This window comes from Clostridium thermobutyricum DSM 4928 (genome assembly GCF_002050515.1).
Taxonomy (GTDB): Bacteria; Bacillota; Clostridia; order Clostridiales; family Clostridiaceae; genus Clostridium; species Clostridium thermobutyricum.
Window position 1 is genome coordinate 1 of sequence record NZ_LTAY01000044.1, and the last position, 19,534, is coordinate 19,534.

General features: G+C 26.5%; 18 protein-coding genes. 13 read left to right on the top strand and 5 right to left on the bottom strand.

The window, feature by feature from the left end:
• The first annotated feature begins 162 nt into the window (after nt 1-162).
• Both CLTHE_RS08800 and CLTHE_RS08805 read left to right on the top strand, forming a co-directional pair.
• Nucleotides 163-810 carry a pentapeptide repeat-containing protein gene (locus CLTHE_RS08800; protein WP_080022939.1) on the top strand — a complete coding sequence of 216 codons (648 nt, stop codon included), beginning with the start codon at nt 163-165 and terminating at the stop codon, nt 808-810.
• 77 nt (nt 811-887) lie between these two features.
• Nucleotides 888-1,256, top strand: a complete 369-nt coding sequence (locus CLTHE_RS08805) for a YccF domain-containing protein (RefSeq protein WP_080022942.1) — start codon at nt 888-890, stop codon at nt 1,254-1,256.
• 129 nt (nt 1,257-1,385) lie between these two features.
• Here CLTHE_RS08805 and CLTHE_RS16895 read toward each other — a convergent pair whose 3' ends face one another.
• The gene (locus CLTHE_RS16895) at nt 1,386-1,544 is read right to left on the bottom strand and encodes a hypothetical protein (RefSeq protein ID WP_002597234.1); all 159 of its coding nucleotides are present in this window, start codon (nt 1,542-1,544) and stop codon (nt 1,386-1,388) included.
• 207 nt (nt 1,545-1,751) lie between these two features.
• Here CLTHE_RS16895 and CLTHE_RS08810 point away from each other — a divergent pair, with 207 nt between their 5' ends.
• The gene (locus CLTHE_RS08810; RefSeq protein ID WP_002597235.1) at nt 1,752-2,267 is read left to right on the top strand and encodes an ECF transporter S component; all 516 of its coding nucleotides are present in this window, start codon (nt 1,752-1,754) and stop codon (nt 2,265-2,267) included.
• A gap of 227 nt (nt 2,268-2,494) precedes the next feature.
• Complete coding sequence (locus tag CLTHE_RS08815) at nt 2,495-3,883, top strand: aspartate ammonia-lyase (protein WP_080022944.1); 1,389 nt, start codon at nt 2,495-2,497, stop codon at nt 3,881-3,883.
• Between the two features lie 137 nt (nt 3,884-4,020).
• Here CLTHE_RS08815 and CLTHE_RS08820 read toward each other — a convergent pair whose 3' ends face one another.
• On the bottom strand, nt 4,021-5,622 hold the full coding sequence (locus CLTHE_RS08820; protein ID WP_080022945.1) for a sigma 54-interacting transcriptional regulator: 1,602 nt from the start codon (nt 5,620-5,622) through the stop codon (nt 4,021-4,023).
• Nucleotides 5,623-5,897: 275 nt separating this feature from the next.
• Between CLTHE_RS08820 and CLTHE_RS08825 the strand changes: the two genes are divergently transcribed.
• The 5 genes from CLTHE_RS08825 to CLTHE_RS08845 all read left to right on the top strand — a co-directional run bounded on the left by CLTHE_RS08825 (nt 5,898) and on the right by CLTHE_RS08845 (nt 10,530).
• Entirely contained in the window at nt 5,898-6,224 is a 327-nt protein-coding gene (locus CLTHE_RS08825) for a PTS sugar transporter subunit IIB (RefSeq protein WP_002597238.1), read from the top strand.
• Between the two features lie 45 nt (nt 6,225-6,269).
• Nucleotides 6,270-7,622: a PTS cellobiose transporter subunit IIC gene (gene celB / locus CLTHE_RS08830; protein ID WP_002597239.1), complete on the top strand. Its 1,353-nt coding sequence runs from the start codon at nt 6,270-6,272 to the stop codon at nt 7,620-7,622.
• Between the two features lie 20 nt (nt 7,623-7,642).
• The gene (locus tag CLTHE_RS08835; RefSeq protein WP_080022947.1) at nt 7,643-8,164 is read left to right on the top strand and encodes a GrdB-related putative oxidoreductase; all 522 of its coding nucleotides are present in this window, start codon (nt 7,643-7,645) and stop codon (nt 8,162-8,164) included.
• A gap of 26 nt (nt 8,165-8,190) precedes the next feature.
• The gene (locus tag CLTHE_RS08840; RefSeq protein WP_080022950.1) at nt 8,191-9,153 is read left to right on the top strand and encodes a glycosylasparaginase; all 963 of its coding nucleotides are present in this window, start codon (nt 8,191-8,193) and stop codon (nt 9,151-9,153) included.
• A 72-nt stretch (nt 9,154-9,225) separates the two neighbouring features.
• Complete coding sequence (locus tag CLTHE_RS08845) at nt 9,226-10,530, top strand: Sapep family Mn(2+)-dependent dipeptidase (RefSeq protein ID WP_158082702.1); 1,305 nt, start codon at nt 9,226-9,228, stop codon at nt 10,528-10,530.
• A 162-nt stretch (nt 10,531-10,692) separates the two neighbouring features.
• On the opposite strand, the gene CLTHE_RS08850 is transcribed toward CLTHE_RS08845, so the two are convergent.
• Entirely contained in the window at nt 10,693-11,115 is a 423-nt protein-coding gene (locus CLTHE_RS08850; protein ID WP_080022955.1) for a (R)-mandelonitrile lyase, read from the bottom strand.
• Between the two features lie 218 nt (nt 11,116-11,333).
• Between CLTHE_RS08850 and CLTHE_RS08855 the strand changes: the two genes are divergently transcribed.
• Entirely contained in the window at nt 11,334-12,332 is a 999-nt protein-coding gene (locus tag CLTHE_RS08855) for a Gfo/Idh/MocA family protein (RefSeq protein WP_080022958.1), read from the top strand.
• 187 nt (nt 12,333-12,519) lie between these two features.
• On the opposite strand, the gene CLTHE_RS08860 is transcribed toward CLTHE_RS08855, so the two are convergent.
• Entirely contained in the window at nt 12,520-13,806 is a 1,287-nt protein-coding gene (locus CLTHE_RS08860; protein WP_080022961.1) for a DUF389 domain-containing protein, read from the bottom strand.
• Nucleotides 13,807-13,977: 171 nt separating this feature from the next.
• A complete protein-coding gene (locus tag CLTHE_RS08865; protein ID WP_080022964.1) occupies nt 13,978-14,616 on the bottom strand; it encodes a suppressor of fused domain protein in 639 nt (212 codons plus the stop codon).
• A gap of 385 nt (nt 14,617-15,001) precedes the next feature.
• Between CLTHE_RS08865 and CLTHE_RS08870 the strand changes: the two genes are divergently transcribed.
• The 3 genes from CLTHE_RS08870 (at nt 15,002) to CLTHE_RS08880 (ending at nt 19,208) form a co-directional block, all read left to right on the top strand.
• Nucleotides 15,002-16,300 carry an NRAMP family divalent metal transporter gene (locus tag CLTHE_RS08870; RefSeq protein ID WP_080022967.1) on the top strand — a complete coding sequence of 433 codons (1,299 nt, stop codon included), beginning with the start codon at nt 15,002-15,004 and terminating at the stop codon, nt 16,298-16,300.
• 239 nt (nt 16,301-16,539) lie between these two features.
• Nucleotides 16,540-17,736, top strand: coding sequence for a sodium/glutamate symporter (gltS, locus tag CLTHE_RS08875; protein ID WP_080022970.1), 1,197 nt, complete (start codon nt 16,540-16,542; stop codon nt 17,734-17,736).
• 278 nt (nt 17,737-18,014) lie between these two features.
• Nucleotides 18,015-19,208, top strand: coding sequence for an acetate kinase (locus CLTHE_RS08880; protein ID WP_080022971.1), 1,194 nt, complete (start codon nt 18,015-18,017; stop codon nt 19,206-19,208).
• Nucleotides 19,209-19,534: the final 326 nt, after the last annotated feature.

Here is a 19,534-nt window from a genome sequence, read left to right on the forward strand (position 1 = left end):
ATTTTATATAAAAACTTAAGTATTTATATAACTATATGTTAAATTTATACAATATAAGTATAACATTTAACATGTGAATAATAAACAAATATTTTATTTTATATAAAGGATAAATGTAGTACAATGGAAAGATAAGTTTAAAAATGTAGTTTGGAGGAAAATATGGCTAAGAAAATAATTGAAAACTTAAAATACAATAATATACAAAAAACAAACAAAAATTTTATGTATAGGGACTTAAAAAGAAGTAATTGTTACAATACAAATTTTTCAGGTTCAAATTTTAGTTTTGCTAGTTTTAGAGGTGCACACTTTAAATCCTGTGATTTCTTTGATTGTAAATTTGAATGGACTGAATTTATAGGGACAAATTTAAAGAAAAGTAAATTTAAAAAGAGTATGTTTAAAAACGTAGTTTTTGAAGGAGTAAATTTAGATGGAGTAGATTTTTCAGATTCTAAATTTGAAAATGTAATATTAGTAAATACTAATATTGAAAAAGCTAAAAATTTATTTCTTCCAGAAGAGACTAGAATATTTGAAGAAATGCCAGAATTAAATATAAGTGATTCGTTAAAAAAAGCAATTAATTTAGCAATGGAAAATGAATTTATAAAAAAATCAAGAACATTAGACACTAAAGATGGAGAGATAAATCCTATAAGTGTTATGTTATTATTAGAAAATTTTAACGAAAAAAGTTTGATAAAAGGATTAAATTTAATGAATGAAAAAGTAGAAAAAGATTTTTCTACATTAAGTTATATAATAAAAACAATAAAAGGCTATGCAAATTTAGGGCTTTTGTAAGAGAAGGTATTGTAACTTAACAAAGATAAAAAAAATATAATATAATTCTATACGTATAAATATTATAGGAGGATATAATGAGCTGTATAGGAAATTTGATTTGGTTCATATTTGGAGGATTTTTTAATGCAATAGGATGGTTTTTAGCAGGACTTCTTTGGTGTATAACTATAATAGGGATTCCAGTTGGATTACAATGCTTTAAACTTGCTAAACTTCAACTTTTTCCATTTGGAAAGGAAGTAGTTACAATAAATGATAGTGGGCTAAATCTTTTATTTAATATATTATGGTTGATATTTGGAGGAATAGAGTTATGTATAGTTAACTTAATAAGTGCAGTTATACTTTGCATAACTATTATAGGAATACCTTTTGCAGGTCAATGTTTAAAACTTGCAAAATTATCATTAATGCCATTTGGAAAAGAAATAATAGAGAAATAAATAAGAGAGTTTTAAATCTATGATTTAAAACTCTTTTTTATATAAATTTTCATAAACAATAAATATATAAATTAAAAGTGGAAATAATATAAAGAGATTAGCTTAAAAATTTAAGCTAATCTCTAACTTTTATTTATCAGATTCATCCTTTTTATCTTTTTTTACTCCACATGGAACCCATGGGTAATCAGGATGTGATGGATCACATGGATCTTCAGGATTAAATTTCTTTTCTTCTTCTAATATTTGATCAAAGTTTTCAATTTTGTTTTCATTTTCTTTTGACATTATAATCAACTCCATTTCCGATTATTTTACTATGAATTAAATATAACACATATAATAATTATTATCAAGTAATAATTGAAAAAATATGAAAAAATACTCTTTATAGTAAAAAATAAAATAAATTTATAAAAATTGTATCGATAAAATTGCAAAAAAGAAATATATAGAATACAGTATGAATTATATAAAAAAGGGGGGGATTTTAGATTGAGAAAAAAAACAAACGAAACAATCTTTTTAGCTTTACTATCAGCAATAGTATTTATAGGAACATATATAAATATAAAAATTCCTATTGGTGGAGGAACATCAATGATTCACTTAGGAACTACAGCTATATTCATATCAGCAATATTAGTTGGAAAAGATGCATTTTTCCCTGCTGCAATTGGATGTGCATTATTTGATATTGTAACTTTTCCAATGTGGGCTATTCCTACATTTATTGTAAAAGGATTAACAGGATATGTAGCTGGAAAAATCGCTTTTTCTCATGGGAAAAATGGAAATAGTGTAAAATATAATATTTTAGGATTTATATTAGGAAGTATAGTTTCATTAATAGGATATTTTTTATTTAATTGGTTATTATTTATTGGATGGGATGCAGCTATTTTATCTTTATCTACATCAATAATAACTTCTTTAATAGGAATTATAATAGCTATTCCTATTTCTATGGGAGTAAATGTATCTTTAAAAAAATATAAGAAGGCTAATTAGTTTAGAAAGAAAATTTTATGAAAATATCTATTGTAAATAGATAAAAGTAGATTTTAAATATAAATAGTGTGTCAAAGTAGATTAGAGAGTGTGACTATTATTGATAAAATTTCTAATTACTGTATTTAAATAAATGAAAGCTCCTTAAAAATAGGGAGCTTTTATTTATGGCACGATATTTGCTTTATAAAATAAATGAATTATGAAGGTAATTGGAGGAATGATTTATGGAATATAGAATAGAAAATGATTCAATAGGAAGCAAAGAGGTGCCTAAAGACGCTTATTATGGTGTTCAAAGTTTAAGAGGATATGAAAATTTTAGAATAAGCGGATTATCATTAGAAGAATCATTTATAAAAAGTCTAGCTTTAGTTAAGAAAGCATGTGCAATTACTAATTATGAAGTTAATGAATTAGATGAGAATTTAAAAAATGCTATTGTAAAAGCATGTGATGATATATTAGAAGGAAAATATATAGACCAATTTATATTAGATCCAATCCAAGGTGGGGCAGGAACTTCAACTAATATGAATATGAATGAGGTTTTATCAAATATAGCAAATGAGCATTTAGGATATGAAAAAGGAAAGCATTATCCAATTCACCCAAATGATCATGTTAATATGGGACAATCAACTAATGATGTTATACCAACAGCTGGTTTAATAAATTGTTATATGCTTTTAAATGATTGTCTAGAAGAATTAGAAAAATTTAAAGATTCTCTTTTAAATAAAGGAGTAGAATTTGAAGATATAGTTAAAATGGGCAGAACAGAAATGCAAGATGCGGTTCCTATGAGTCTTGGTTCAGAATTTAATTCTTATGGGAAAGCAGTAAATAGAGATATAAAAAGATTAAAAGAGAGATTAGAAGAGCTTTTAGTTGTAAACTTAGGTGGAACTGCTATTGGAACAGGAATGAATGCAAATCCAGAATATATTAAAAAAGTTTGTAAGAATTTAAATAAATTAAGTGGACTTAATATAACTCAAGCAGAGGATTTAATTGATAGTACACAAAATGCAGATATAATTGCAAGTCTTTCTTCAGATTTGAAAGTATGTGCAATAAATTTAAGTAAAATAGCAGGTGATTTAATTCTTATGTCATCAGGGCCAAGAACAGGATTTGGTGAAATAATACTTCCAAGCAAACAAAATGGTTCTTCTATAATGCCAGGTAAAGTTAATCCAGTTATGCCTGAGTTATTAAAGCAAATATCATTTCAAATTATAGGGAATGATACAACTGTAACACTTGCAACTCAATCAGGACAATTAGAATTAAATGCTTTTTATCCAATAATTTTATTAAATGTATTTCAATCAATTAGAATTTTAAGAAATGGAATAGAAACAGTAAGAAAAAATTGTATAGAAGGAATTGAGGCTAATAGAGAAAGATGTAAGAGCTTAGTTGAAAATAGTATAGGTATAGTTACAGCTTTTGCACCATCTTTAGGATATGAAAAATCAGCATATATAGCTAAAAAAGCACTTAAATTAAATAGAAATATAATAGAAGTAATAAAAGAAGAAGTAGATCTTAAAGAAGAAGAAATAAAAGAAACTCTTAATATAGATAAAATGATAAGAAGAATAAGCTAATAAGTTAATTGAAATTATTTAGAATATAGTTCCCCTATAGTCTATAATTTCAACTTATAATAATAGCCCTTAGGAATGTTATGACCATAAACAATTTCTAAGGGCTTAATTTAAAATATTTCATTTTAGAATAGCTTTTATATTTCATTTAAAATAGAATTATTTACATAAATTGAAATTAGCATTATAACAACAAATTCAGAAACTGTAATATAGAGATTTAATGTATCTTCAATTATTTCTGCATAAGTAAGAGCTTTTTCATATTCAGCTGGAAATATTGATTTAAATTTATTTTTTAGATTTAAATTATCAAATGAAATAAGACTCATTCTATCATAAATTAAATCTATATGAAGATTAAATAAATTTTCAAAAGAAGCTATTTTAAAGAAGCTTTCAATATTTCTATCAAAATTAACAAGCTTAGAATTTATTTCATCAAAGATTGAGTAAGCAAAATTAAATTTATAATTTTCACTACAATGACCTAAAACTTTTATATATTCACTTAAATTTTCATTTAAACTATCAATACTTGGATTTTTAGAAGTCATTATTATTTCTACTTGATTAATTAAAGCTTTATAAGCAGTAAATAATTCTTGAGTCTTATGTTTAAAGTAGTAGCTTGTTATTTGACTATCCTTATTATATATAAAATATCTATTAGTAGTAGGTAAATTTTTTAAAAGAGCTCTTTCTTCTAAAAGAGGATTATTTAAATTTTTTCTCATCTCTTTAGGAAGGTCAGGACTATTTATTTTTATATGTTTTTTATTTTTTATAAAATAGTCAGTATAAGCATTTGCTACGCAAAGTTTTATATCATTCTTAAGTTGTCCAACATTGAATGGACAATCATAAGATAAAAAACAAAGCATAGTATTATAAGAAACATAAATCCTTTTATTTAAAATTTTACTTTCATTTTTAATAAATGTTTCTATAAGAGTAAGCCGTTCTTCAAGATGTCTTTCACTTAAAGAAGGCATTTTTATTTTTATAGAAATTCTTCTTAAAAAAGTACTAAGAAGAGTTTTGTTTATATCTTCATTTGTAGCACAGATTATTCTAACATCAGATTTAATTTTTTTTGAAACTTCTCCAAATCTTCTAAAATAGCCTGTATCCATAAAAACAAATAACATTTCCTGTCCCTCACTAGGAAGGTTATGAATTTCATCTAAAAAAAGAATACCACCATCAGCTTTTTCTATAATACCAGGTCTATCTTCAGTAGCTCCAGTAAAAGTTCCTTTTTTAACTCCAAATAAGTGTGAGCTTAAAAGTTGAACATTATTTGCATAATCAGAACAATTAAAATGGTAGAAAGGCATTTCTTTTTTAAAAAATGATACTGCATATTCATGCATAAGAGTAGCAAGCATAGATTTTCCTGAACCAGTTTCGCCTATAATTAAAGAATTCATTCCATTAGGAGGGTATAAAATAGCAGTTTTACCAAGCTTACAAGCATCTGTAAGTGATGGAAACAGATAAGATAATCTATCTAGAGAGGATTTTTGATTAAAATCAATGTTATTAGGATTTTTTAAGTAGTATTTTACAGGCCTAGAGGAATTTTTAAATAAAAGTCCATCTTTAACAAGTTGATTTAAAGTTTTACTAATATTAGATCTTTCTATATTTAATTCGCTACAAATATCACTTGTAGTAACTCCATTTCCTATATCTAAATTTTCAACTGTTTTATAAACTAAATCTATTCTTTTCAAAAGTATTTCACCTCAAATTTTCATTAATGTATATTAAAAAAGATATTATTTTTTAAAGAGTGTTCTACTATAAAAAATAGTGTGACCAAATAATGAAAAATGTGTCATATATGTATCATTTTAGAACACACAAAAAATAAAATCAATAAATATATATTTTTTAGAATAAAAAAGCTAGATAATTAGGCTTTTTTTTATTGAACAAAAAAAGTGGCATATAAATTGCTATAAATAATAAGTGAAGAAAAACTTTTATATAGAGGGAGAGGATAATTATGAAGAAAATATTTTTATTTTGTGATGCAGGGATGTCAACTAGTCTTTTAGTATCAAAAATGTTAGAGGTAGTTAATAAACACAATTTAGACATACACATTGAGGCTAATCCATGTATTAAAGCACAAGCACTTATTCAAGATCAAAAACCTGATTGTGTTCTTTTAGGTCCACAAGTAAGATTTATGTTAGGAAAAATGGAGGATATATGTAAACCTTTAAATATACCTGTTGATGCAATTGATTCAGTGGCTTATGGAGCTATGGATGGAGAAAAAGTTTTAAAATCAGCAATAAGAATGATTAAGAAATCACAAGCAAAATAAAAAATTATTTTGAAGATTTTCTAGAAAATGAGAGGAGAATAATATATGAATTCAATAATGAAAAAATTTGAAAATATATTGATGCCTATGGCTGAAGTTATAGGAAGAAATAAATATTTAATAGCTATAAGAGATGGTTTCTTAGTATCAACACCACTTTTAATAGTAGGTTCATTATTCTTACTAGTTGCAAACTTTCCAATACCAGGATGGAATGAGTGGGTAGGACAATTTTTAGGAGAAGGATGGGCATCTAAATTAACAACTCCAGTTGCAGCAACTTTTGATATTATGGCTATTTTAGCAATTGTAGGAATAGCTTATAGTTTAGCTAGACAATTAGAAGTAGATGCAATTCAAGCTTCAGCAACAGCTTTAGTAGCATTTTTTATAGTGACACCTTATAAAATAAATTTCACACCAAAAGGTGAAGAAGTTTCACATATTGTAAAAGGGATACCACTAGATTGGGTTGGTTCAAAAGGACTTTTCCTTGGAATGATAGTTGCGCTTACATCAGTAGTTATTTTTGCAAAAGTTCTTAAAAAAGGTTGGGTTATTAAACTTCCAGCAGGAGTACCACCAACAGTTGCAAAATCATTTGAAGCTTTAATTCCAGCAGGAATAGTTATTGTAGTATTTTTCCTTGTAAACTATATATTCTCATATACAGCTTACGAAACAGTTCATAATTTTGTATTTAAAATATTACAAGTTCCTTTATTAAAATTAGGTAATACATTACCAGCTATGGTTATAGCATATCTTTTCTTACATGGATTCTGGTTCTTTGGAATTAATGGATCAAGTGTAGTAGGAGCAGTATTTAACCCAGTATTAAAAGCTTTATCAGTAGAAAACTTAGAAGCTTTCCAAGCTGGACAACCAATTCCAAACATTATTACTGGACAATTCCAAGATATGTTTGCAACTTTTGGAGGAGCTGGAAGTACTTTGTCATTACTTATAGCAATTATTCTTGTTTGTAAAAGTCAAAGGGTTACTAAGATGGGGAAACTTTCATTATTACCAGGTATTTTTGGTATAAATGAACCAATAATATTTGGTTTACCAATTATGCTTAATCCAATGATTTTAATACCATTTATGGTAATACCAACAGTTAATATAATTATTTCTTATTTTGCAATGGCAGGAGGATGGGTTCCACTTACAAATGGAGTTCAAATACCATGGACAACTCCACCAGTAATTTCAGGTTTCTTAGTATCAGGATGGCAAGGTTCAGTATTACAAATAATTTTAATAATCTTAGGAGTAATAATGTATATTCCATTTATTAAAGCAATTGACAATCAATATTTAAAAGAAGAAACAGAAGCTAGTAATTCACAAGAAGATGATGATGATATAGACTTTGATGATTTAGATTTATAAAAATTTAGGAGGAAATAATGATGAGCAAAGTATTACTAATATTAAATCATGTACAAGCTGGAATGGGGAGTGACGAAAATGCAGATTTACCACCAGCAGGTAAAAAATCAATAATAGGACCAGGAAAAATGATGGAGCCTTACTTTAAAAATATGGATATGAATATAATGGCAACACTATATTGTGGTGATTTATATTACAAAAAAAATGAAGAAGAGGTAAAGAAAAAGTTTTTAGCAATGGCTAAAAAGCTAAATCCAGATGTAGTAATATGTGGTCCAGCTCTTCATTATCCTAATTTTGGTGAAATGGCTGGAGGAATAGCTGAAGAATTAAATAAAAATTCTGATATTCCAGTTTTAGCTGCAATGTCTGCTGAAAATCCAGCAACAGAAAAATATAAAGACAAAGTTATTGTAGTTAAAACACCTAAAAAAGGTGGAATAGGATTAAATCAATCAATAGAAAATATTTGTACTATGGCAAAAATGCTTGCAAATGGAGAAAATATAGAAGAATTTAAAAAGAAAGTGTGTTTTTAATTTGAAAATAATTGGGGGTATAAGGTATGAAATGGGCAATGATTGCAACTTGGAGAATGGCAGTTGAAGGAATAACAGAAGCAGGAAAAGATTTAAGTGAAGGCGGATTTGCAGGAGATGCAATAGAAAAAGCTATAAAAGCAGTTGAAGATTTTCCTTTTTACAAATCAGTTGGCTATGGTGGACTTCCAAATGAAAACTGTGAAGTAGAATTAGATGCAGCATATATGGATGGAGATACTTTATCAATAGGAGCTGTTGGAGGAATAAGAGACTTTAGTAATCCTATAAGTATTGCGAGAAAATTAAGTTATGAAAGATTCAATTGCTTCTTAGTTGGTGCTGGTGCTGAAAGTTATGCTCACAAAGAAGGTTTTGAAAGAAAAAACATGCTTACAGATAGAGCTAAACTTCATTATAGAAAGAAATATAAAGAAACAGTAGAAAAAGGATTAAGTCCATATAATGGACATGATACAGTTGGAATGATAGCTGTTGATAAAAATGGTAAAATGGTAGCAGGAACTTCTACAAGTGGACTATTCATGAAGAGAAGAGGAAGAGTTGGAGATTCACCAATATCAGGATCAGGATTTTACTGTGATAGTGAAGTTGGAGGAGCATCTGCAACAGGTCTTGGTGAAGATTTAATGAAAGGTTGTATTTCTTATGAAATAGTAAGACTTATGAAAGAAGGTATGCATCCACAAGAAGCTTGCGATAAAGCAGTTCAAGAGTTAAATGATAAATTAGCTAGAAAACGTGGAAAAGCAGGAGACCTTTCTTTAGTAGCCCTTAATAATAAAGGAGAATGGGGTGTAGCTACAAATATTGAAGGATTTTCTTTTTCGGTAGTTTCTGAAACAGAAGAACCAACAGTATATGTATGTAAAAAACAAGAAAATGGTAAAACATCTTATGAAAAAGCATCTGAAGAATGGCTACAAGCTTATTTAAATAGAATACATGAACCAATAACATTTGATTAAAATAAATTTATAGCTCTCAGAAATTTTTCTGAGAGCTTAAATTTTAAAAAATTATTTTAGGAGATGAAAATAATGGCAATTGATAATTTAAAAGAAAAATTTAAAAATAAAATTTTATCTGAAAAAGAAGAATTGTTTAAAAATATAGATAGATTAATAAGAATAAATAGTGTGGAAGGGGAAAGTTTAGAAGGAGCTCCTTTTGGAATAGAGCCAAGAAAAGCATTAGAAGAAGCACTTAAAATTTCAGAAGAGATGGGATTTAAAACAAAAAATATAGATAATGCTATAGGTTATGCAGAGTATGGAGAAGGAGAAGAGTATATTTGTGTAATTGGTCATGTAGATATAGTTCCAGTTGGCGAAGGTTGGAGTTATGATCCTCTTAAATTAACAATTACAGAAGATAAATTATATGGGAGAGGAATTTTAGATAATAAAGGTCCTATAATGAGTGCTTTATATGGATTAAAAATATTAAAGGATTTAAATATTACTTTATCCAAAAAAGTAAGAATAATTTTTGGAACTAATGAAGAAACTGGATTTAAAGACATTCCATATTATTTAAAAAATGAGAAACCTCCAGTTATGGGATTTACTCCTGATTGCAAATATCCAGCAGTTTATGGAGAAAGAGGAATTCTTGATTTAACTATATGGAGTAAAAAAATAAAAGAAAATATATCTATTGAAGGAGAGTTTAAAAATAATGTAGTGCCAAGCTATGCAAAAGTAAATGTAAATGGAAATTGCATAATTGAAGAGAAAGGTAAACAAGCTCCAGGAAATGCTCCTGAAATAGGAGAAAATGCAGTTACTAAAGCTTTTAGTTCTCTTTCAGAAAAACAATTAAGTGAAGAGTTAAAAGAATTTACTGATTTTATAAAAAATAATTTTCATGAAAATCATTCTATGGAGAAATCAGGAGTTAAATGTGAAGATGAGATTTCAGGAAAGTTAGTAATAAATCCATATAAAATAGAAGAGAAAGATTCTAAGTTAGGAATTTCTGTTGTATTTAGGTATCCTATAACTTATAAATATGAAGATATTCTAAAAATAATAGATAGTATAAAAAATGAAGAATATGATATTTCTATAAATAGAAGAATGGATTCAGTTTGTTTTCCATTAGACAGTAAGCTTTTAAAGGAATTAAAAAAAGCTTATGAAGATGTAACAGGTGAGGATGGAACACCCGTTACAACTACAGGTGGAACATATGCTAAAGTATTTCCGAATATAGTAGCTTTTGGACCATCTTTTCCAGGGCAAAAGGGAATTGCACATAATAAAGATGAATATATGGATATAAATGATTTACTTAAAAATACAGAGATATTTACAAATGCTATTTATAATTTAGCTAAATAAAAAGAGGTTGCCATTTGGCAACCTTTTTATTTCTTTTTTAGCGTTTCAAACTTTTTATGAATCTATGACTAAAATTAATTAATATATTGAAATAATAAAAAATAGTTTAAAAATTTGGATATTTAAAAACTAGTTTTAAGTTAAAAAGAGTGTAGTAATTTATTATTTTAATTTATTATAGTCTTCATCTGATACAGGTTCTAGCCATACAGCAGGTCCTTCAGCTACATTTGTTTCTACAGAAAGATGTACAAACCAACTGTCTTTAGCTGCACCATGCCAATGCTTAACATTCTTTGGTATTTTCACGACATCTCCTTCATGAAGTTCTCTAGCTTCTTTACCTTCTTCTTGATACCATCCTCTTCCTTCTGTTACTAAAAGTATTTGTCCACCTGGATGCTTATGCCAATTATTACGGCATCCTGGTTCGAATGTTACATTTCCAATTGGACAATTATGGCTTTCTCCAGGCATAACAAGCATATTTAACCAAGCTTGACCAGTAAAGTACTTATCGTATATGTCTGGCATTTTTTCTCCTTTTTCAAAAATTGTACTATTGCTTAAATCTTTATTACTCATTAATATCTTTATCCTTTCATTATAAATTTTTTGTTTTAATAGTTTTTTATATAACAAAATCTTTTTACATAAAGATACTACAACTTTGAGTTAACTCCATGTCAATAGTTTTTTTATAATAAAATATTATTAATGATATGTTTTGTTAAATATGAATTTATATATTGTGCAAACATGATAATAAGTTAATGTATAATTAAAATAAAAAGGAGAAATTTATGGATAAAATAAACTTTGGGATAATAGGAACAAATAATATAACTAGGTGGTTTCTTGAAGGCGGTAAAAAAGTAAAAGGATTTAATTTATCATGTGTTTATTCAAGGAGTGAGGAAAAAGCAAAAATGTTCGCAAAGGAATATGGAGCTGAATATATATTTACGAATCTAGAAGAAATGGCAAAATCAAAAAATTTAGATGCAGTTTATATAGCTTCACCAAATAGTCTGCATAAAGAGCAAGCAGTATTATTTTTAAGAAATGGAAAGCATGTTTTATGCGAAAAGGCATTTGCATCAAATTTAGTAGAAGTAAATGAAATGATTAAGGCAGCAAAAGAAAATAATGTTGTCTTAATGGAAGCAATGAAAACAACTCTTTTACCTAATTTTAAGGAAATATTAAATAACATATATAAAATAGGAAAAGTAAGAAGATATTTTGCATCCTATTGTCAGTATTCTTCAAGGTATGATAAATATAAAGAAGGAGAAATTCTTAATGTCTTCAAAAATGAGTTTTCTAATGGAAGTCTTATGGATATAGGAGTTTACACTATAGCTCCAATGGTAGCTTTATTTGGCAAGCCTAAAGAGATAAAAGCTAGTGGATATATTTTAGAAACTAAGGTTGACGGAGAAGGAAGTATTCTATTTAAATATGATGAAATGGAAGCTTCAGTAATATATTCTAAAATATCTAATTCCTATATTCCATCAGAAATTCAAGGAGAGGAAGGAAGCATTATAATAAATAAAATAAATGATATGAAAGAAGTATATATAATATATAAAGATGGACGAAAAGAGATAATTTCTAAAAATCAAGATTCAGATGATATGTGCTATGAAATAGAAGAATTTATAAGTATTATTAAAAATAATAAATTAGAATCAGATATAAATTCTTTAGATTTTTCTAAGACAGTAATTGAAATAATGGATGAGGGAAGAAGGCAAATAGGAATTTCATATCAAGCTGATAAAATTAATATTTAAAAATAAAAGAGTTATGTTTATTAAAACATAACTCTTTTTATAAGCCCATTATTCATGGAAAAGAAATCTTATTTATGAATATTTATAAATTTATAGTTTCTAGTTATATTAAGTTATTTTTTCAAATTCTTTATCTACATAATTTTTAAATTTTAAGTATAGATTCATTTAATGTATATTAATATATTTAATCAATAGTCAATATTATATTTTTATAACCAGTAGCTTCTTGAAGATATTTTTTTATGTTATCTTTATTTAAACTATTCTTACCTTTTTCAGATATAAATACTAAAAGAGTAGAATCATTATTGTCAGTAGTTAAAGTATGTTCACCTTTACCTATAACAACATCAGTTATTTGAGGATATAAAGCCTTTAATTGGTTTCCTATGCTAGAAAAATTTGAGTTAGTATTACTTTGAGAAGAATTTTCATCTTTATTAGTATCTAAAGAAGATACTGGATTATTTTTATCTTGCTGAAGCTTTTCAATGTATGATACTAAATTTAAGCTTTGGTCTTGAGTAACTTTTAGTTTATAGCCAGGAAATCCATAATATTGTAGCTTACTATCTAAATCTTGAATATTATTATTAGTTAATTCTGAACCAAATATAACTAAGTTTATTTCCTTATTTGCTTTATTTATACTTTTATTTAAGACATAAGAATTTTTATTTATTTGGGTGTTTATAAAATTATTTAAATTTTGATCATTTACAGTTTGGGTAACCATTGTTGCTGCTGAAATAACACTAGGTATCATAACTAAAATAGATAATATTATAGTTAATCTTTTTATATTCTTTTCACGCTTTTTATCAATAAAAGTCTTTTTAGGAAGTTTTAAAGCTTTAACTACTAAAAAAGTTGAAACAGCAATAAAAAATGAATTTATAAAAAAAAGATATCCAGCACCTAAAAATATTTTAATATTAAGGTGTGCAATTCCATAACCAGCAGTACAAAGTGGTGGCATAAGTGCAGTTGCAATTGCTACTCCAGGTAAGACATTGCCAGGACGTTTTCTAGAAAGTCCAATCATACCAGCAGTACCACCTACAAATGCAATTACTACATCAAAAATCGTAGGAGTAGTCCTAGAAATCATTTCAGCACTTGCTCCTTTTACTGGAGTAAGAAGGAAATATAAAGTTGCTGTAGCTAAGCTAATAGCAATTTCAAAAATCAATAAAACAAAAGATTTTTTTATGTAGTCTGTATTGTAAGTTCCTATTCCATAACCTATGCCTATAATTGCACCCATAAGCGGAGAAATAAGCATAGCACCTATTATAACAGCAACAGAATTCATATTTAAACCAATACTTGCAATTAAAATAGCACAAATTAAAATAGCAAAATTGCTTATATCAAGATTCAATCCATCGTTTATATTTTGAATTATTTCTTCATCAGAAGCTCTATTTTTAAATTTATAAATTTCTTTAACATCATCAACAGTATACAAAATCTTAAACCTCCTTTATAAATATGTTAAGTTTAATAAATATAGAGAAATTATATAAAAAATGAATATAAATATCAAATTTTGTAATATAGTTATTTTGAGTAAAAAATAAAGTAAATAAAAATTAAATAAAACCTACTATAGCATTTGTAGCTATAGTAGGTTTAAATATTAATTACATATTAGTAACGGATTATCTTCTTCTAATACTTCTATTATATCTTCTAATTTAAATTTCCCACTTTTTAAAGTAGATAGAGTACAACAATCTATTGGATGAAGTTGTAAGAAATCTACTTTTCCGTGTATTGTATCTAAAGAAGGAAGTTCTTTATCTTTTGTAACTATAAATCCAGCTATAGAAGAATCTTCATCAATAAGTTCTCTATAATCTATAAAAATATTTTCTTCTAAATAAATACTAGATTTTTTATTATACTTATAAATATTATTTATTGCTGTAAGAATTTTTTCTATTTCATCTTCTTCAATAGAAGTAGTTCTAAAAGTTAATTCATAACCAAACTTTGATCTTTCTCTCATAAATTTATGTTCATCTCCATAAAGTTCTGAAAATCCAAAACTGATTATATGATTATGTTCTTTATGGCTTGTACTATTATAAATTGAAAATCCTTGTAAGTCAGAAATTCCTCCAAATAATGAAGTAGAAGGAGTGAATAATTTATAGCTTGTAGGCTCCATATCTGAGTATAGATTTTCTAAAGCTTCATTAATAGAATCTAAACCAGGTGCAAAGCAAGTATTTTCTTTTAAATTTCTTTTGTATTCTTCAAAATTCATTTTCATAGTTTTTAATCCCCTTTTTGTTTAAATTTACCTTATGTATATATAATAACATAAAAATACATAAAAGTGTAACATTTTATTAATAAAATTTAAATTTAATTCAAAAATACTTTAAATTTACTCTGAGTGCGTATTGGAATTTAAGAAGAATACAATGGATTATTAATAGGAAAGTAAAAGATAAATTAAAAAAATAATTGATGTAAATAATATTGATAAATAATTAATGTTTTGAACTTTTATAAGAAGTTGTGGAATAATTATTAAACTATATCTATTCTAATTGACATTAACTATCAATAAGTGCTAGTATGAGTTCAGTGATAATAATTATCAAGATGAATTCGAAATTATATGTTTTACTAAAGAAAAGAGGAGATATTACATGACAGAACTTCATATGGAAGATCAAATGCGAAATAAAAGAAGAAGAAGAAATTTCTTTATGCTTTTAGCAGCTATGGGACCAGGAATTACAGTAATGCTTGCAGATACTGATGCTGGCTCAATAATTACAGCAGCTCAATCAGGAGCACAATGGGGATATAAATTAATATTAATAAATTTAATTCTTGTTCCTATGTTATATTTTGTTCAAGAGTTAACAACACGTCTTGGAATAACAACTGGAAAAGGACATGGAGAACTTATAAAAGAACATATGGGAAAAGTATGGGCTTGGATAGCAGTTGTAGCATTATTTGTTTCAACTATTGGAGCTCTTATAACTGAATTTTCAGGAATGATGGGTGTAGGTCTTCTTTTTGGAGTATCTAAATGGATAATGGTTCCTTTGGTTGTAGCTTGTCTAATATTACTTAGTGCAACTGGTAAGTATAAAACAGTTGAAAGAGTAGCAATAGTTGTAGGACTTTTTGAACTTGTATTTATTCCAGCTATGTTTTTTGCTCATCCTAATTATGGACATGTAGTAAGTAGTATATTTGGACATCAACCACTTAATAATTCAGCATATTGGTTATTAATTTCAGCAAATGTTGGAGCAGTAATAATGCCATGGATGGTATTTTATCAACAAGGAGCAGTAGTAGATAAAAAATTAACTGAAAAAGATATGAAATTTAGTAGAATAGATACAGCTGTAGGATCACTTGTAACTCAATTAATAGTTGTAGTAATAATAATAGCTGTAGCAGCAACTATTGGTAAGCATAATCCAAATGCACCTTTAAATTCAATTCAAGAAATTAGTGATGCATTAACACCATTTTTAGGAGTAATGGGAGGAAAAATTGTATTTGCTATTGGAATTTCAGGAGCGGCTTTAATTGCAGCAATTGTAGTTTCACTTGCAGCTTCATGGGGATTTGGAGAATTATTTAATAAGCCATGTAGTTTAAATAATACTTGGAGAGAAGCACCAATTTTTTATGCTTTCTATTGTGGAGCTATGATAGTTGGAGGAATAATAGTTTTATCTGGAGTACCTCTAGTTCCATTAACATTAGGAGTTGAAGTTTTAAATACATTATTACTTCCTTTAGTATTAGGATTTTTATTAGTACTTGGTTGGAAAGCTCTTCCAAAGGCTTATGCACTTAAAGGTTGGGAAAAAGTAATATTACTTTTTATATACTTTGTAGTTTGTGGATTAGGTGTAGTAACAGTATATATGACACCACAAATACATGAGTTTTTTAGATATATTATAGGATTATTATAAATAAGATTTTATAAAAACCTCAAATACTTTTTGTATTTGAGGTTTTTTTTATTTAATTTAAATCATCAAATATTATAAAAATATTATAAAATTACGCTTTAAATAAAATAAAACATAGAAAAAAATATATAAAATTAACATAAAAAGAATAAAAATACATTAAATTGTATTTAATTAAAAAATAATGTAAAATTAAATAATAAAATATTAATAAATTTTTAAAAAGGAGGGGATTTTATATGAATTTTAAATTAGATATATTTCAAACAATGGCTCTTGCCACTTGTATGTTTTATTTAGGAAAATTCTTAAGAAGTAAAATTAAATTTTTAAATAAATACTGTGTTCCAGCTCCAGTAATAGGAGGATTAATTTTTTCATTAGCAATATTAATTTTAAAATTAACTAATATTGCAACAGTTGAATTAGATACAACATTACAATCAATATTTATGACAGCTTTTTTTACAACTGTAGGTTATACAGCAAGTGTGAAAATATTAAAAAAAGGTGGAATAAAAGTTGGTATATTTTTAGGACTAGCTGTTATTTTAGTAATATGTCAAGATTTTTTAGGAGTTGGACTAGCTAAGATATTTGGATTACATCCTTTATTAGGACTTTCAACAGCTTCTATTCCTATGATTGGTGGACATGGTACTGCTGGATCATTTGGGCCACTATTTGAAGAAATGGGAGTTCATGGAGCAACTTCAGTTGCTTTTGCAGCTGCAACTTTTGGGCTTATAGCAGGAAGCTTCTTAGGAGGTGTAGTAGCTAAATGTTTAATTGAAAGAAAGGAATTAAAAACACCAAAGCATAATGAAGATAAATCAATTCCTTTAAGTGATTTCCATGAAGACAATGAAGCTAAGCTTTGTCAAAGTAGACTTATGAAAGCAGTATCTTGGATATTTATTGCAATGGGGATAGGTTCTTGTATATCTATTGGAATACAAAAATTAGGACTTACTTTTCCATCTTACATAGGAGCAATGATGGCAGCTGCGATTATAAGAAATATATGTGATTATAAGAATGTTTCTTTAGAAGAAAAAGAAATAGAAGTATTAGGAAACATAAGTTTATCATTTTTCTTATCAATGGCACTAATGGGATTAAGATTATGGGAATTATTTGATTTAGCATTACCTATGATTATTATGTTAATAGCACAAACTCTTTTAATGGGGATATTTACTTACTTCCTTACATTTAATATTATGGGAAGAGATTATGATGCGGCTGTATTCGCATCAGGAATGTGTGGATTTGGAATGGGAGCAACTCCAAATGCAGTAGCTAATATGGATGCACTAACAAATAAATATGGATTTGCTCATACTCCGTATATAGTTGTTCCAATAGTAGGTTGTCTTTTTATAGACTTTGTAAACTCAGCTATAATAACTATTTTTGTAAATATGATACATTAAAAAGAGATAAACAAATATTTGTAAATTAAAGCCCTAGAAGAAATATATAATCAAGATGTAGTAAAACTTCTAGGGGTTTAATTGTAATAAAATAGAAAAAAAATAAAGAAAATTATAATCATTATAAAGGGATATAAGAAAAAATATTACATTTTTGAAAATTTAAATCATTTTATTGACAAAATAATGTAATTGAAATTAAAATTAATTTAAAAAGAGGGATGTATAAAATTTAAACGTTTAAATTTTATATAATTGAAATTAGGAGGATAAAATAAATGAAAACACTTATAATAAATTGCGGAAGCTCATCATTAAAGTATAAATTAATTAATATGGTTGATGAAAAAGATATAGTAAGTGGACTTGTTGAAAGAATAGGTCTTGATGGAGCTAAGTTAGTTCAGAAAAATGAAATTGGTGAAAAACACATAATAGAAAAAGAGATAAAGAATCATAAAGATGCTGTAGAATTAGTATTAAATACTTTAACAGATATAAAGGTTGGAGTTATTAAATCAATGGATGAAATTATAGCAGTAGGACATAGAGTAGTTCATGGAGGAGAGAAATATTCTTCTTCAATAATTATAGATGAAGAGGTTATAAAATATTTAAATGAGTGTAGCAAATTGGCGCCACTTCATAATCCAGCAAATATAACTGGAATAAAAGCATGTCAAAGTCTTATGCCAAACACTAAAATGGTAGCTGTATTTGATACAGCATTTCATGGGACATTACCAGAGAAAGCATATATATATGCTATAGATTACAATTTATATAAAAATCATAAAATTAGAAAATATGGATTCCATGGAACTTCACATAAATATGTAGCTCACAAAGTTTCAGAAGCTATGGGGAAAGATATAAAAGATTTAAAAATAATTAGTTGTCATTTAGGAAATGGAGCGAGTATATCAGCAATTAAAGGTGGAGAATGTATAGATACAACTATGGGATTCACTCCACTTGCGGGAGTTCCTATGGGAACTAGATCAGGAAATATAGATCCATCAATAATACCATTTTTAGTTGAAAATTGTGGATATAGTATAGAAGAAGTTTCTGAAGCTTTAAATAAAAAATCAGGAGTTTTAGGAATTTCGGGAGTTAGTTCAGATTTTAGAGATATAGAAAACGCTGCTTTAAAAGGAGATAAGAGAGCACAATTAGCTCTAGATATATTCCATTATAGAATAAGAGCTGAAATAGGTTCATTCATAGTTAATATGGGAGGAGTAGATGTAATATTATTTACAGCTGGTGTAGGTGAAAATTCTCCAGAAACTAGAGAAGAATGTTTAAAAGGTTTAGAATTCTTAGGATTGAAATTAGATAAAGAAAAAAATAAAGTTAGAGGTAAACTTTCTGAAATATCAAAAGAAGATTCAATAGTTAAAGCATATGTTGTTCCAACTAATGAAGAATTAATGATAGCTAAAGAAACTTTAGCTTTAGTAAAATAGTAAGTTTATTATATTTTTTTTAAGATATCGATGTAATCGATATCTTTTTTATTTTTAATAAAATTAAATAATTTCATTAAAAATAAATGAAATTTAAAAATGTAATAATATTATTGGAAAAAATTTTAATTGATTAATTATAAAAAATTTATAAAAGATTTTTATATAAAAGAGATTACTTTTTATATAGAAAATTATTTCAAAATGTAATCTTTTTCTATAGATTAAATAAAACTTTTTTAAAGTAAATTATGATAATAAAAAATAAAAAATTTAAATTTTCTACAAAAAGAAAAGTTGAAATTTGAATTAAAAAGACTTAAGAG

Coding starts and splice junctions, on each gene's coding strand:
- CLTHE_RS08815 (WP_080022944.1), top strand. CDS start 2,495: ATGGAATATAGAATAGAAAATGATTCAATAGGAAGCAAAGAGGTGCCT.
- CLTHE_RS08865 (WP_080022964.1), bottom strand. CDS start 14,616: ATGAAAATGAATTTTGAAGAATACAAAAGAAATTTAAAAGAAAATACT.
- CLTHE_RS08840 (WP_080022950.1), top strand. CDS start 8,191: ATGAAATGGGCAATGATTGCAACTTGGAGAATGGCAGTTGAAGGAATA.
- CLTHE_RS08805 (WP_080022942.1), top strand. CDS start 888: ATGAGCTGTATAGGAAATTTGATTTGGTTCATATTTGGAGGATTTTTT.
- celB (WP_002597239.1), top strand. CDS start 6,270: ATGAATTCAATAATGAAAAAATTTGAAAATATATTGATGCCTATGGCT.
- CLTHE_RS08845 (WP_158082702.1), top strand. CDS start 9,226: ATGGCAATTGATAATTTAAAAGAAAAATTTAAAAATAAAATTTTATCT.
- gltS (WP_080022970.1), top strand. CDS start 16,540: ATGAATTTTAAATTAGATATATTTCAAACAATGGCTCTTGCCACTTGT.
- CLTHE_RS08880 (WP_080022971.1), top strand. CDS start 18,015: ATGAAAACACTTATAATAAATTGCGGAAGCTCATCATTAAAGTATAAA.
- CLTHE_RS08850 (WP_080022955.1), bottom strand. CDS start 11,115: ATGAGTAATAAAGATTTAAGCAATAGTACAATTTTTGAAAAAGGAGAA.
- CLTHE_RS08855 (WP_080022958.1), top strand. CDS start 11,334: ATGGATAAAATAAACTTTGGGATAATAGGAACAAATAATATAACTAGG.
- CLTHE_RS08800 (WP_080022939.1), top strand. CDS start 163: ATGGCTAAGAAAATAATTGAAAACTTAAAATACAATAATATACAAAAA.
- CLTHE_RS08825 (WP_002597238.1), top strand. CDS start 5,898: ATGAAGAAAATATTTTTATTTTGTGATGCAGGGATGTCAACTAGTCTT.
- CLTHE_RS08870 (WP_080022967.1), top strand. CDS start 15,002: ATGACAGAACTTCATATGGAAGATCAAATGCGAAATAAAAGAAGAAGA.
- CLTHE_RS08835 (WP_080022947.1), top strand. CDS start 7,643: ATGAGCAAAGTATTACTAATATTAAATCATGTACAAGCTGGAATGGGG.
- CLTHE_RS16895 (WP_002597234.1), bottom strand. CDS start 1,544: ATGTCAAAAGAAAATGAAAACAAAATTGAAAACTTTGATCAAATATTA.